At 56.4% G+C, this 15290-nt stretch carries 8 protein-coding genes; 3 read left to right on the forward strand and 5 right to left on the reverse strand.

Annotation, left to right across the window (positions count from 1 at the left end):
* The first annotated feature begins 106 nt into the window (after positions 1 to 106).
* The 3 genes from MJ606_RS00005 to MJ606_RS00015 all read left to right on the forward strand — a co-directional run bounded on the left by MJ606_RS00005 (position 107) and on the right by MJ606_RS00015 (position 4201).
* Positions 107 to 1030: a hypothetical protein gene (locus MJ606_RS00005; RefSeq protein ID WP_243047280.1), complete on the forward strand. Its 924-nt coding sequence runs from the start codon at positions 107 to 109 to the stop codon at positions 1028 to 1030.
* Positions 1031 to 1227: 197 nt separating this feature from the next.
* Positions 1228 to 2949, forward strand: coding sequence for a reverse transcriptase family protein (locus MJ606_RS00010; RefSeq protein WP_243047282.1), 1722 nt, complete (start codon positions 1228 to 1230; stop codon positions 2947 to 2949).
* Positions 2950 to 3092: 143 nt separating this feature from the next.
* Positions 3093 to 4201, forward strand: a protein-coding gene (locus MJ606_RS00015) for an IS3 family transposase (RefSeq protein ID WP_243047283.1) whose coding sequence is annotated in 2 segments (ribosomal slippage) — positions 3093 to 3354 and positions 3354 to 4201 — 1110 coding nt in all. Because the reading frame shifts where the segments join, the coding sequence is not laid out codon by codon here.
* A gap of 45 nt (positions 4202 to 4246) precedes the next feature.
* Here MJ606_RS00015 and MJ606_RS00020 read toward each other — a convergent pair.
* The 5 genes from MJ606_RS00020 to MJ606_RS00040 all read right to left on the reverse strand — a co-directional run bounded on the left by MJ606_RS00020 (position 4247) and on the right by MJ606_RS00040 (position 15211).
* On the reverse strand, positions 4247 to 6199 hold the full coding sequence (locus MJ606_RS00020) for a UvrD-helicase domain-containing protein (RefSeq protein WP_243047284.1): 1953 nt from the start codon (positions 6197 to 6199) through the stop codon (positions 4247 to 4249).
* Positions 6192 to 8507, reverse strand: a complete 2316-nt coding sequence (locus tag MJ606_RS00025; protein WP_243047285.1) for an ATP-dependent endonuclease — start codon at positions 8505 to 8507, stop codon at positions 6192 to 6194. The genes MJ606_RS00020 and MJ606_RS00025 overlap by 8 nt, the downstream gene beginning before the upstream one ends.
* A gap of 1215 nt (positions 8508 to 9722) precedes the next feature.
* Positions 9723 to 12326, reverse strand: a complete 2604-nt coding sequence (locus MJ606_RS00030) for a TonB-dependent receptor (RefSeq protein WP_243047286.1) — start codon at positions 12324 to 12326, stop codon at positions 9723 to 9725.
* Positions 12327 to 12780: 454 nt separating this feature from the next.
* The gene (locus MJ606_RS00035) at positions 12781 to 13983 is read right to left on the reverse strand and encodes a pyridoxal phosphate-dependent aminotransferase (RefSeq protein ID WP_243047287.1); all 1203 of its coding nucleotides are present in this window, start codon (positions 13981 to 13983) and stop codon (positions 12781 to 12783) included.
* Entirely contained in the window at positions 13973 to 15211 is a 1239-nt protein-coding gene (locus MJ606_RS00040) for an MFS transporter (RefSeq protein WP_243047288.1), read from the reverse strand. The genes MJ606_RS00035 and MJ606_RS00040 overlap by 11 nt, the downstream gene beginning before the upstream one ends.
* Positions 15212 to 15290: the final 79 nt, after the last annotated feature.

The following is a 15290-nucleotide window of genomic DNA, read 5'->3' on the forward strand; positions in this document are numbered from 1 at the left end:
GCAGAAATTGGCCTTGGCTGCTTAGCTCCACTTTTTACGTCCGCTAAAAGCGGGGGGATTACCGGATCACCCCGGCACGAACTATAACCAACACCAATAGGCGGACATGACCCCAACTACTCCAACTAACCCAAGTGAACACAACCCCTTTCAACTTCGTCTTGAGGCCGCTGCCGAGGAAGGATTCAAGTTGCGTTGCACAACTGCGCAGAGCACATGCCTCGCCAGCGCGAAGAAGACTGTTGAGGCAATCAAACTTCTGGCCACCTTCAAAGATCTCCCGAAGGTCGTTCATGCATACAACGTGATGTATGAGCGGCTTGTAGCAGAAGAGATGTCTGTCCTGAGCAGCTTCCTATTGACCGACCCGGAGGTGGACAGCCGGCCGGCTTCGACCGAAGTGCGGTCGGCCTTCGCCTCGCGTTTAGATGCAGTAACGAATTTCGTGCGCGCTCATTGGGCTACCAATGTCGAGACTTATCTACTAACGCAGGCGGTCTATCAGCAAGACGACCAGCGAAAGGAAGTGCTCGCAGCCAGATCCTCTGATCTTGAGGCACACATGCTCCAGGCGGCTTCCTGGCAGCGCGTTGACTTTGGCAACAAAGCTGAGGCCATCCTGAGAGAAAGGGCGCAGTTTCAGCTAAGTCGCGCCACCACCTTAGCAACTCAAAGCATGGACCGATCAGCAGCTGCGACCAAGAACCTGACTAAGGCCACAACCTGGATTGCATCACTGGCCCTCATTGCATACGGCTTACAGGCTTACTTTGCTTATAAACAGGCCGAGTACGCTAAGGGAGCCCTATATGTAACGATGTGCTCTGGCACTCCGGTCAATTCGTTGCAGCTGCCGGATATCAAATGCCCGGAGCCTGTAAAGCAAAACGTGCCGCAGACGCCTCCCGAACAAACCCAGGGGACGAGTGCTGGGTCGAGTGACGACCGAGTCCATTCGCAGCCATCAACGTTCCCGGCGCCTGCTACAAGCGCCGCGGCAGCGCTGGGTCGGAAAGGTCAGGCAAGGTAGTTGGTTGGCGGGAACGCGCTGCCGGTCGCGATCGGCAGCGCGGCACCAATGTCTGGTTACACCTTCCACATCCAAGCCGGCAATCGAATATGATGAAGGGGAGGAAGGGCGGCAGCGTTCATGGTTTTGGGGCGTGATTTCGCGTCCGCTGTAAAGTGACCACTTGCTTTCTGAACAAGGCCGCCCTTCCTCCCCTTATGAATACAGCGCCCCCAGGGTCACAACAGCTCTTCCGTCTGGCTGACGTCAGGACAATTGACCAGCTAGCACGTGCGCTCGGCGTTCCTCTGCAAATTTTTCAGGACGTCATTGCGTGCGAAGATCCCCAACAGATCTATGCCCTACACGCCATACCCAAACGCCATCCTCGAAACCCGGAGGATTACCGCATCGCGTGGGAGTGCCGGCAAGAACCCGTGGCTAGATCTCATAAGGCTGTGGCGCGAAGGCTAGATGACTTTGCTAGACGCCGACCGATCAGCTATCCGCATGCGGCTGTTCACGGCTACGTGCGAGGTGGTTCGACAAGAAGCAACGCCCAGCCGCACTGCGGCGCCCGTGTAGCTATTCGCGCCGACATTGAGAACTTCTTTCCGACCATTACGCTTGAGAGAATTGAAGCAATGCTGCGTACTATCGGTATGCAGGCTGCTCCCGCCAAGGCGCTTGCGCGCTTCGTGACAATCAAAGGCGCACTCCCACTCGGACTTGCAGAAAGTCCGGTGATCTCAAATCTTGTATGCCTAGGACTGGACAAGGACTTGCAGTCGTTGGCGGAAGAACGTGGCGTGAGGTATACGCGTTACGCCGATGACATCACTTTCTCTGGTGACGCAAATCTTCCAAGCAGGGAACAGCTTCGCGCCACTCTCGCAAAGCATGGCTTTCGGCTATCCGAGCGAAAATTCAGGAAATCCAAGCGCGGCCAGGCTCACTTTGTCACTGGACTAAGCATATCGGAGCGTGACTATCCGCATGTGCCGCGTAAGCTAAAGCGGATGCTTCGAATGGAACTACATTTCTGCGAGCGATTTGGCATTGGATTTCATGCAGAAAAGATCAACGAAGATTTCCGCAAAACTTATCTTCGCCTGGAGGGCATGGTCAAGTACGTAGCTTATATCGAGCGAAGGAAGTCGAAGGAGATAAACGACCAATGGCAACGCGTTCTTGCAGTCCATCGTGGTCCAACCTCGCACGCCAAGATTGAGTCCAGGAAGCGTGACGATCGGTTCGTTATCGCAGACGAAACTGAATTCACTGTTGATGGCGTTAAGTACCTAGCATTCTGCTGTGTCCGGATCGCCAACCTGGAAAGAGTTGAGGAGGCAATACAAATCCTTCTGGGTGACTACCTCACCAAGCCAGGAGCAAAGGGTGATTTAGATGTACTGCAGGCGGTGGGCATCCATTACACGGATGCGCACTTCGATCTTCGCACAAAAACCCTCGATTTGATGACTGATTTCCTTTCCTGGAGTGCATCAATACATTTCGCGCGCCTGGATAGCTCAAGCAAATACAAAGATACCTACCTCAAGCTCTTCGCCGACTCAATCAGACAGGAGCTCATCACTTCTGACGAGTGGACCTTACATATCCTTGTCGAGAGAAACGACAAGGTGAAGCTTCCTTCATTAACTCGGGTCATGGAAGCCGAATACCAGCGCGCGGCGACCGATGGCGCACGCCGTCCAAGTTCATTGCCTTCAGTTCAACGCGTTGAGAAGGCCAGTACATCATCACTTACTTTACCTGACTTCGTTCTCGCCACCTTTCGTAACTATGCGCAGCTCGTACCGGATGACCGCGTACTTGACTTTGAGCGCATTCGTGATCGTGTTCGGTATATACACGACGCTGACCGAGGCGTTTACTACACCCGCAAGAAGCCATTTGTCGGTATCGGCAGCGCATGATCTTCGCTCGATCACGAACCTTCAGCCGCCACATGACTGGCGCACCAAAGCTGAAGTACACGCTTTGCTTTGTCGCCTTCCCGTAAGCTCACTCCACCTATAACCAGAGGTCTCCGGGCAAACTAGCCCCAAGGAGACCCTCGATGCGCAAGAGCAAGTTCACTGAGAGCCAGATCGTCACGACGTTGAAGCAGGTCGAAGGCGGCCGGCAGGTCAAGGACGTCTGCCGCGAGCTCGGTATTTCCGAAGCGACGTACTACGTCTGGAAGTCCAAATACGGCGGCATGGAAGCCTCGGATGTGCAGCGGCTGCGGGATGTCGAGGCGGAGCACGCCAAGCTCAAGCGGATGTATGCCGAGCTGGCGATGGAGAACCACGCGCTGAAGGATCTCATTGCAAAAAAGTTGTAGACCCGGCGCACAAGCGCCCGCTTCTGGCTTGGTTGATGAGTCAGCACGGTTGGAGCGAGCGTCGGGCTTGCATGGTGATCGGCTTGTCGCGATCGACGGTGCGCTATCGGCGTCGACCGGATCGCGACGAGGAGGTCATTGCGCTATTGGCTGAGTTGGCGGAACGCTTTCCCGAACGTGGCTTTGACAAGCTGTTCCAGCTGATTCGACGCCGTGGCCTGGTGTGGAACCACAAGAGGGTATGGCGCGTGTATTGCCTGATGCAGCTTAATCGTCGTCGGCGCGGCAAGAAGCGCGTGCCCAACCGGCACCCGCTGCCGTTGGTCGCTGGCGAACAGATCAACGGCAGTTGGTCGATCGACTTCATGTCGGACGCGCTATGGGATGGCCGGCGTTTCCGCACGTTCAACGTCATAGACGACTTCAGCCGCGAAGCGCTGGCGATCGAGGTCGACTTGAACCTGCCGGCGACCCGCGTGATTCGCACGTTGGAGCGCACCGCGGCGTGGCGAGGCTATCCGGCCAAGCTACGCCTGGACAACGGCCCGGAGTTTGTCGCATTGGCATTGGCCGAATGGGCGGAGAGCAAAGGCATCGCCTTGGACTTCATCGAGGCGGGCCGCCCGATGCAGAACGGCTTCATCGAGCGCTTCAACGGCAGCTACCGACGGGGCGTACTCGACATGCATGTGTTCCGCACCCTCAGCGAGGTTCGCGAACACACGGAGCAATGGCTAGCCGACTATAACCGCGAGATTCCCCATGACAGCCTCGGCGGGCTGACGCCCGCCGAATTTCGTATCCAGAACGACCCGGCCACCTCCAGTTATTCGTGGCACTGATCTGAGGGTAGTCGACACACAGACTCCTAGAGATAGTATCGGTCGCTAGGCAACATCGAAGATCGAACTGGTGTGAATGGCATCGCCTTCAAAAAGGCCCAGCCCGCGTATGTGCTGCTCTGCTCGCGCAGGCTCACCTGTGAAGAGAACAACAGCTAGATCTTTCAATGCCCTTGTACAGCTCACATAGAAGAGACGACGCGTTCGGTCTACGACGGTCTCTTCGCCTGCTTCTGAGTGCTTTACATCAGTGTCAGAAAGCACTTTGAGACCGAGATACTTTTCGTATGAAAATTGGAAGTGTGTGCTTTCAGCATCATCAAGGACGACAAGCACCCTGTTGAATTCCGCTCCCTTGATGCCTTGCTGGGTCCCAAATGGCGAGCGCTCCGAAATATAGGACTGATACGCCAAGAGCTGGCTAGCATCGCATTCCAGGAACGCATCCATTGAGGCCATTTCCTTTTCGGTCTCATCATCTTCCGGCGTATCGTCGATCGCATCGTCATCGGCAGGCGCGGCTTGTGTAGGCGTGACGTTGGCCGGATCCAAATAGGACACAAGCCTGGGGTCGAGGGTCAATAGTTCCGAGGCGTACACCTTCCTCAGAAGATCACCAATCGTTGCTCCAGAATTTCCAACTATGCCTGCCGAAATTGAGGCAACGAGATCTCCAAGATCCTTCAGTCGTCCAGATACGTTCACTTGGGAGAGCGAACTCTTGTCGAGAAGCAGTGAGTGCGCCCTGATCAACCGCATCACTTCGAGCTGCCGTCCGCTGGAATGAGCTATGGCGACGGGTATAAGAAACTTAACGCAGGGCGAGATGGGCCATGCCGTGCCGTCCAGAAAGCCATCCTTAAACGCCGACGGGGCCTTTGAATTGAGAGCGGTATAAAGATCTCCGAATCCCAACCGCTTTGCAGCCATCTGGTGAACAATGACGAGGAGCTTCACACGTTCGTGATCATGGACTCCGGGACGCCAATGATCGTCCCCCGTTCGCACCGCCATCCATTCTCGAACCTTAGCAAGGTTGGCATCCCGTGTATCGTCCGCGGGAAAAATGAAAAGGTGCGCGGAGCCTTCAGGCGTCCCAACGACACCCTCAGGGCCGAGACGCTGACCAGGGACTTGAACAAGATCATCACCGGCGCGGCGGATAGCATTTGCGAGAGACAAAACCTTCTTTGAGCACCGGAAGTTTTCTGGTTTTGGTATGTCAGCCCAAGTAGGGTCGCCCTCAACTAATCCAATTCCGGTCGCGTAAATTCGCTGCATCGGATCTCCAAAGAAACCGAGGCAAAACGAAACATCCACCTCCCGCTCGACGATCTTTAGCGCCGTGACGACTTCGACAGTTGTGTCCTGACTTTCGTCAACGAACACGAAAGGGAACTGACATGCGAGAAGAGTTCGAAAGAGGGGCCGTTCGGCAACGAAATGCGGCACGATCTTAAGTATGTCGTCGTGACCCAAGATTCCTTTTGCGTAGTCGCTGCCCGTCCCGTATCGAAAGCTTTTGACCGAGACGATTCGTTGAGACTGGCGACGCAGTCGCTCCAAGTCCCGAGCATCCTTTTCCTTAGTCCGCTGCTGGACTCTTGGCCCGTAGGTTGCCTGCTTCTCAGCAAGCGCTTCCATTTTTTCAACGATGCGCCCCTTTACCCATATGCGGATGTCATCTTGGAAGGGTTTGATCAGGAGCCACATGAAGCTATGGATCGTCGAGACATGAACTAGCGGGTCGTTGCCTACGTCCTTCCAAATTTCCTCAGCCGCAATCTCCGTATAGGTTACGCAGGCGATGCGCTGGCGCATTTTCCTCAAACGATCGCCGTGCAACTTGACGACAGACGACAGTCCTTTGATCAAAGAAGTAGTTTTACCGGAGCCCGCGCCGGCTTTCATTATGAAGCTGCGGGGTGGAACCTGCCCGAGGTAGCCTCGGAGATCAATGTCAGCCTGAGTGTCCGGCTTGTTTGCACGGCTAATCATGCGCATCTCCCTGTTCAACTTCCTCAACAACAGGGCCAACACCGAGCAGCGCTGGCTCCAGCTCAATCCGTACTTCGTCCTTCAGCCAAACGAGTCCATCACGAATGTAAGTCGGGACAAGCCAGTCATCCTCGTCTTCGGTAAGGACAGCAAGCGCGAATCGTGTTTTGTCGAAGCTCTTCCTAGACACCCTTTCATGAAGACCTTTGGCTAGAGCGTGAGGATCGGCAGCGCCCCCCTTTACAATCAAACCCACCTGTTTCCTGGCCTCCGCTTGAGACCATCCAGGGTTTTCAAGACCAAAGTCCTCTTCGAGAGTACGTCCACACAGTGTTTCAGTTGCTCCGTTCCACGTAACTGCACGCGCAGTCTGGTAAGCCACTCGGACCTTCGCGCCATCTTCAAGATCGTGCGTTTTCTCTGCCTCCGAGGCGCCAAGCAGGTGCTCAACTATGAGCATTCCGGGGAGCCATTTGATGAGCGTCTGGTTTGACGTCACAGCTCCCTGCTCTTGCGGCAAACAAGCTTTGCCGTACTTTGTCTTTCGCACTGGAGCTACAGACCCTTCAACTCCGCCCTCTGCCTCCGGTGTAGCTTGCCCAGGAGCACCCTCTTCCACATCAGCTGGAACCTCAAACTCGTCGACATCGCCGTCATCATCAACGGCAACACCCTCCGCAGGAACAACTAGAGCGACACTGTCTATGTCGGTGATAACGAGTGTCGTCAGGCCCAGAAACTCGATGAGAGACTGGAAGCGATGTCCGAAGGCGCCTCCGACTTCCAAAATGCAGAGACAAGCGGAACGCAAAGTCTTTGCTACCTTCCGAATCATGACTGGCAGGAGCAAGCGCTCAACATTACCCTCGACCAAGATAGCCGCATCTGAGAAGAACAAATCGCAATGGGTGAGCTTTAGATATCGCTCCAGAAAGTCTCGATCGTCCGGCTTGGCATCGTAAAATGCAGACAGATTGAGCACTTCAGTCAACTGCTCCGTGCCAATTTTCTTGCGCCTGAAGTAACGTATCGGCCTAAAACCTCGCTCATAAAGAATATGCGGCGAGTGTGTTGTGATAACTATTTGACTACTGAAAATACTTCCGTCATCGCCTTCAATTTTCAACAGCTCCAGAATTTGGCGAATAAAAACCTGTTGAAGCTGCGCATGCAGGTGAGCCTCGGGTTCCTCCACAAAAATCAGATGCAATGGCGGCCGATTCTCCGTGGACGCCCATCTGGCTTGGGCGTCCAGGATCTCGACAACCATATAGATGAGATTCTTGAATCCGAGCCCGTTGTAACTATCGGGAAGTGTGGCAGCGTCGTCGCCATCGCCAAGTTGATAGTGAACCCGAGCGTCCTGGCTCATGACGTGGGCAGGGTCCAGCGCCGACATGATCTTCAGCCGGGGATTATTGATCCCGGGATAGCCCAGCTTGGCGAGTCGATCAAGAACTGGCTTGAATACCTCATCCAAGTGTAAGTTCAGCGCCTGCTCTGATTCGAATAGCGCCTTGAGGACCGTGTGATCGTCCTGCCGCTGACTGAGGTTACGCTTGTAGAAGCGACTCAGACGCTTTGATAGGTCCTCCGATCTGCCTCCGGCCTCTGGATTGGGGTCCGCGAGGTGTCGCTGTGCCCCCAGATTGTCGATCTGAATAAGTGACTTTAGGATCGCGCCGCCGCCGGGTTCTCCACCCAATTCATCAGGGACGTAGTCACCGATTTCACGGAAGCCCTGGTCAAACTTCGTGCGATCCAATATGAAGTAGCGCAGCTCGAATGCGCTCTTAAACTCTCGTTCGAGATAGTCCGTCATGGATCGCGGCCAAGGAACATACTTCGACCCTTGGGGTAGTTCAGCAATCTGCTGAGCGCCGCTAGCCTTGGCCTCCTGGTAGGTTCGGATAAGCTCGACGAAGTCGCGCGCCGCCAAAGAGACACGGATTCCGACTTTGGTACCCTGCCACGCCGTACTTGGGAGCAAGGGGATCACCAGATATAGATCGGCTGCCGCAACCTCAAACCAGAGGTCAAGGTCTATGCTCGGAAGCGCAAAGCCCTCTGGAATCGGGTCGTCCAGATTGAAATTTCCGGCGTCATCGAATGCTTTCCAACATGATGAACTAAAATCGTAGAGGTTAAAGCGATCTTTTCCAGCTGCCATGAACGCATGAATGGCTTGAGTTGCTGACGTTTTACCGCTGTTGTTGGATCCTACGAAAATCGAAATGTCCCCATCCAGCTCGATATGAGCGTCCTTGAGGCGCCTGAAGTTTCTTAAACGATAAGAGTGAATATGCAAAGCAGCCTCCTTGCTATTTATTTTCTCTAACGTACAACGACCATTCGGCGCAGTCGATATATCAATCGGGGTCTACGTGCGTCTCCGAAGAAGTCGAGGCTGCCCGGGATTATGGCGGCGTTGCGGCGACAAGCTCTCGACGAAGCCCAACCCCAATTTGCTCGTCAGGTAGCTATTGGTTCGACAACCACGAAAATATCGTGGCATTGGGATTGCAATGGCTTGTCGGCTCGCGTTCTTTCCATCTACCCCAAACGGAAATGTCCAAGAAAAAGAAGAAGATCAGTGGAAGCACACATAGAAGCCCCCGTCGAATAACGAGCTGAGCTGTCCGCCAACGGAAGGTCAATGACCAACTTGCAATAGCTGCGTAGCAGACTCCGAGGCCAGACGAGCACAGGCCGAGCGTGACCATGAGACGCCACCAGTGATTTCCACACGTGTAATACGACGTTGTAGCGAGGCTGCCAGCAATCAAAGTCAAGCCTGAAACGCAGCTTCGCGTAAAATCCAGGAAGTCCTTGGATTTTGTTCTGATCCACCTATGCCGGAGTCCCGGGGAGGCGGCCAGAGCCCCCCGCAGATTCTTTAGAAAGCTACGAGCCCCCTCGTTGTGCGGTATTTCGTTCTCCAAGCCTCGCCCCCTTCAGTGGTTCTGCCAATCTTTTCGGCAGCACCGCAGATTTATTAACGTCCGGGCAAGAGCGTTTCCGAGATTTCGTCTAGGTGGTCACCAGGCCAGAATTTGCTGTCAGTCCAGAGCGGACGCCCCGCACGCGTACACACCTTGCTTGCCAAAGCGAGGTCACTCTTTATAAAGACAACGACTAAATCGTTGATCCTGCTATGGGCACACGTACTCTGATCTTCGGCCGCAAGCAACGTGTGTACATGACCTGTCCTTGCTGCACAGACTTTGGCTTTCAAAGCCACACATACTTTGCCGTCATGCCCATGATGGGCATGACACCGATGCCCTACTCACTGCAACGATCGATATTGCCAAGATCACACCTTGCGATTGGGGACCGCATCCCTTATGACGCCCCAGCGACAGCAGGACTTTTGCTATTGATTGTGGCCATTGCCGGATTTCTGCCAGCGAACTGGCTTATTCATCGCCCTATCTCACCGACTACCTTCGTGCACGGACAACGATCTACTCACGAGGACCACAGCGAGCTCCAGGTGGCTGGAAGCTCGCTATGGTACGGGCTAGAAGCGGTAGGTCAAATCGACACCAACCGTGCGCGGCTGGTTGGTGACGATGCGATTGAATGCCGCGCTTGGCAGGCACTCTTGAAACAGGCTTTCCAGTTGAGCGCGCTTGTTGAACACGTTATTGGCGAACAAGGCAGCGTCCCAGCCGGCACTGGATTCAATGACCACTCGCATATTGGTCAGATCATAGGCCGGCAGGCGGATGAACTTGCCATTCAACGAGTAGCCATAAGGGAAAGCCAGGGAATATCGATGGCTGACATATGCAGTCTCCAGCAGCGCCTTGAAGGTGTAGACGTTGGTGAGATTCTTGGAATAGTCGAGGATGACGTTTCCAGTCACGGGTGCCACGTCGGATAGCGTATGCGTTGGCGTGATTTGCCAGTGCACACCCGGATCCACCCATGCGTGGGTGTAGCTGCCGGAGATCGCCGCTTCGAAGCCGCCCCCAAGAATGGCGCGCGTTTCGATTTCGCCGCCATAGATTTCCGCGCGATTACCGTTGATGTTCAAGGCCCAGTCACCAGGGAGCGCTTCGAGCTGGATATCACGCCAGTTTTCGTAATAGACACTCGCATTCACGGTCAGTCGGCGATCCAAGAACCGAGCCTTTTCGCCGATTTCGTAGCTCCACACCGAGTCAGGTTGGTAACTGGATGGCCATTTACCTCCGGAAAAGTCATACGGGGCGAACACCGCGCTCCAATAGGCCCCAGTGGTCGGATATCGGGCGTTGCCACCGCCCGGCCGTGAGCCCTTTGCCACAGTCCCATAGACCATCAGGTCGTTGTTGAACTGATAGGCAAGATTGAATTTTGGGTTGAAGCCCTCACCTGACTGCGTGATAAGGCCAGAGTCGGATGGCGTCGCTGCCCCCAAGGCCGATCCCCAGCCGCTGATTACCGAAGAGAATCGATAATCGTAGTGGTAGAAGCGCACGCCGACATCGGCTTTGAGTTGACTACTGAAGTCGTATGTCGCATCGCCGAAGATCGCATACTGGATGAGTCGGGTCGGGGATTGCGCATCGAACCAATGAGGCGTCGTCGCCGGCGCGAAAGTACCGACGTCCATGTAGGTCGAAGGATTCTCGGTTGTTCCGTTGAAATTCCAAGTGGCGGAGTAATTGCTAAAGAAGACGCCGCCAACCTCGTTCAATTTGCCGTCGCCCTTGGATGCGAAGCGAAATTCCTGACTGAATTGCTCAGAGGGATCATCTTCGTGGCCGTAGACCGCACCGCTTCCCGTAGGACCGTAATAGCCAGGATTGGGGAGGCCATAGTTTGAAGCATAGGTCGCCCCCGTATTCGGGTTATTGAAATCCTCGCTGGCATCTTCGGTTTGTGTCGATCGGCGGTGCCAATACGCGGTGCTCGAGGTCACGTCGAAGGCGTCGAAGCTGTAATTGACGTTGAGGCTGAAGATATTGATCTTGTCGGTCAGCGGTTCAGCGATATCGAAGGGCTGATAATGCGCTTCGGTACCCGGAACGCTGTCATAGGCGCTGATGCCATCCTGCCGGCTGTTCTCGACAAAGAAAGAAGGCGTGATCGACAAACGGTCGGTCGGCTTCCAAAGCAAGGTGGCCCGAAATCCATCGAGCTGTTGGGCGTTCGAGCCGGGATATTCCTTTTCAATGGGGGCGGCTTCTACATCGCCGCGTATCGCGCCATTGGTACTCACTAACGGAAACGGGTTGGCGACGATCCGATCGATCCAGCCACTGGTGTGTGATTCCGTCGCCACCAGACGAAGCGCGAGCTTGTCTTGCATCAACGGAATATTGAGCATCACATTGCCATTGTGATTGAAACCTCCCCCGTCGGTTCCCGATAGCGTGCTCTGCGCCGAGCCACCGAACGCCGTCAGATCGGGTTGATTGGTGATCAATCGCACCGTGCCACCCATCGATCCCGAGCCATATAGTGTGCCTTGTGGTCCACGCAGCACTTCGACGCGACTCAAGTCATACAGCGTGGGATCGATCACCACCTTGCCGTTTTGCGCCGCGGCCGGAGCGGTCAACGGAATGTCATCGAGATAAAAGCCGACCGTCGGCGAATTTCCGCCGCTGGATGTCATCCCGCGTAGTTCGATCTCGGTTTGGCCAGGTCCTTCGCTCTTCAGCGAGACGCCGGGCGTCGACTGCGCCAGAGTACTGAAGTTGGTGATGCCGCGGTCCTGCAAGTCGTCGCCACTGACGGCCGTGATGCTGACTGGCGTCGTCTGAAGTGTGGAAGCACGCTTCTGCGAAGTTACCACCATTTCATCGAGCGTTTTCGCACCATCGGTAGTCGGGACAGTGGCCGACTGAGCATGCGCCTTCAGAGAGAAACCTGCTGCCGTAACGCACAATAAAGTGGCCGCCACTATTTTTTTACTCGATCGCGCATTGGGTTTACGCGTGCATCCTCCGGTTCGCACGGCTCGATCGTGTCGCCACATTGCCGTATGGGAAGCCAATAGCTGCTTCCGGCTCCCCAACGCGATTGAAGGCACCAGAACGGATGCCTCACTGCCCTTCAAGACACCACGGAAATCGCTGCACCCATCACTGGTCGATTTCAAATGGACTGCTGAATCAACCCGCCCACTCATCCCCTTCTCCCCATGTCAACCTGGATCGAAGTTAAAGTAGCGAGCTGTAAAGTTGCTGCAGCACAGTATCGGTGCAGCGTAATTACTTCGTAAAACCCGATGCCCCCATTTTTGAGTAGCCCGGTCGTATGCCCCACCTCGGTACACACTTTGCTTGTCAAAGTGCTTCTATCGCAGAAGAGGCTATTTGGCTAAGTGTTTGATCTAGTTATCGCGGCGCGTTGCCGGAGCAGCTTGCCAGAGGGCGAGTAATAGAGAATGACGTGGCGGCAAGCCATAGCTAGCTGCGCCGACGTCACTTCCTGCACCTCGGCCCCGTCCGCCCCAGAAGAGGCGACTACCGCTTCCGCCATGATCACCGAGCAGCGGCTCTCTTGCGGTTTTTTCGCCTTGAAGACTGCGACACCCGCGCACTTCCAGTCGTTGATGGAACGGCAGGAGATATGGGGACGTCTCAACCCCAGCCACTTTTCACCGGCAACCTGCGCAGGGATACGGCCGTGCGTTCCAGCGCGTCGCAGAAGGCATCATCATCGTGCAGCGCGCTCAGCGCCAGGCGGACATAGTTCGCGCCGACCCCGCCAAATAACGCTCCGGGATGTACCAAAATTTTCGCGTCCTGAAGCAGATGGTCCGAGACTTGCCGGGAAGTGCCCAGGCCCGAGATGTCGAGCCAGATCATGAGTCCCGCCTGTGGCGGCCGAAAACGCACTCCTGCAATCGCACCAAGCATGTCGGCAGCATACTTGCGCCGTCGCTCATACTTCTCGATATACCCGGCGACGAAATCGCGATCGCGCAAGGCAGCGATGGCCGCCTCCTGCGCAGCGGTGTTGGTCGCCCCCAGGATATTGACCGCCGTTGCGTGCATGACCTCCATGATCTCGGGCGCGGCCACCGAGTACCCGACACGAAAGCCGCTCATGGCCATTCCCTTGGACATGGAAAAGAGCGTTATGGTGCGCGCACGCATGCCTGGCAATGTGGCAAACGTCACCAACTCCCGGGCGTCGTAGACGGTGTCCTCGAACGCCTGGTCGACGATGGCCAGCAGGTCGTGCTCCAGTACGAGCGCGGCCAACCGTTCCAGCGTTTCCCGGCGATGAACCGTGCCCGTCGGATTGTTGGGCTGAGTGAGAATGATCAGCTTCGTCTTGGGCGTGATCCGCGCCCGCACCGCTGCCACGTCCAGCTCGAAATCACGATGAGGATCGAGCGGTACGGGCACGCTAATGGCGCCCATCAGCTCGGCGTTGCGGAAGTTGCTTGGATAGCTGGGAACGGGATTGAGCACCTCGTCACCGGGAGACAGGATCACCTGCATGGCCTGCCAGAGGCCGGCATCGGAACCTGGGGTAACGATCACCTCGCGGTCCGGATCGACTTCAAGGCCGTTGCGAGCGGCGAGTTTGGCGGCAATCTCCCGCCGCAAAACGGGCGAGCCGATGGGCAGGCTGTAGTGCGCGCCGTGCTGGTCCAATGCCGTCTTGGCAGCCGCAATGACATGCTCAGGCAGACAAGGGTCGGGAAAGAACGGATCCGCCCAACCCAACATCACATACCCTTCGGCCATTCTGTCCTGGAGCGTCTTGTAGTCAGCGCGCAGTACGGAGGCGAAATGCGGGTTCAACCGCGCGATGGGGGTCTTATCGGTCACGGATGGGCTCCTGCTCAACCCGCCATGACAGCAGGCCGAGCGCCACGACTATGGCGAGGGCGCACAGGCTGGCGATGCCAAGTCCGAGCCCGCCATCGCCGCCGCCCGGCATCAGGCGCGACAGCGCGACCACCCATGTCGGACCCAGCCCCATGCCGATGACGGCGCTACAGATGTTGCAAAGCGCGATGATCGTGGCGCGGTATTCATTCGCCACGGCCTCGGACAAAAAGACGTTCGCGGCGACGAAAGCGGATACGGAACCGAAGACCCACAGGGCCGTGCCAGCCAACAAGGCGCTCGACGAGCCGGCCAGGAACAACGGCAGGCTCAGCAAACAGGCGCCATAACTCAGACGCATCGCCCAGATGCGCGCGGGCAGTCCACGCCGACGCGCGAAGTAATCGGCCAGCCAACCGCTCGACAGACAGCCGGCGAGTCCACCGCACGCCAACATCAAGCCGATCAGTTGCCCGCCACTGTCGGGGTGAATGCCATAGGCTCGCTCAAGGTCGGCTGGCAGCCATGACAACAATCCGTAGTCGCCGGCCGCCACCACACCGACCGCCAAACAGGTTCGCACCACGCGCGCCCGATTCGCCACGCCGACGCGCGCCAACGTAATCAGACGCCGCGCGCCACGCAAGCCGTGTCGCGGAGGCTCGCGGACGCTCAGCAACAACAGACATAGCGGCAGCCCGGAAAATCCAGCCAAGAGCATGACATTGCGCCAGGCGGGCAACTCCTGCAGCAATGGCATATTGGTCAGCAACCCATGCTCTACACCGGCCAGCAGCAGCCCCCCGAGACTCAGGGACAGTCCCCCGCCCAGCACGGCACCGATATGAAAGACGCTGAACGCCCGTCCGCGTTCCCGGGGCGGAAAGCTATCGGCGATCAGCGACGTCGCGGCCGGCATCAGCACGGCCTGCCCCAGCCCGACCAACATGCGAGCTACAAGCAGTTGTGCGAAGGTCGTGGTTACCGCACAGGCTGCCGTCGCTGCACACCACAACGCCATGCCGGCGATGATCAGGTTGCGTCGATTCATGCGATCGGCAACGCGGCCCAGCGGCACGCCGAAAAACGCATACAGCACGGCAAAACCGCCACCCATGATCAGGCTGACAGACCCATCGGTCAGGGCAAAATCGCCCAGGATGCTGCCCTCGACCAGGTTGATGATGTAACGGTCTCCATACGACAGGAGAGCGGCGAGCGACAGCATCGCAACGATGAACCAACGTGATACAACGCCAGGATAGCGATTCGCTTTCCGGGGAACGGCGACGTCTACCGATAGCGCC

This window comes from Dyella sp. RRB7 (assembly GCF_022761115.1).
Classification (GTDB): Bacteria; Pseudomonadota; Gammaproteobacteria; order Xanthomonadales; family Rhodanobacteraceae; genus Dyella.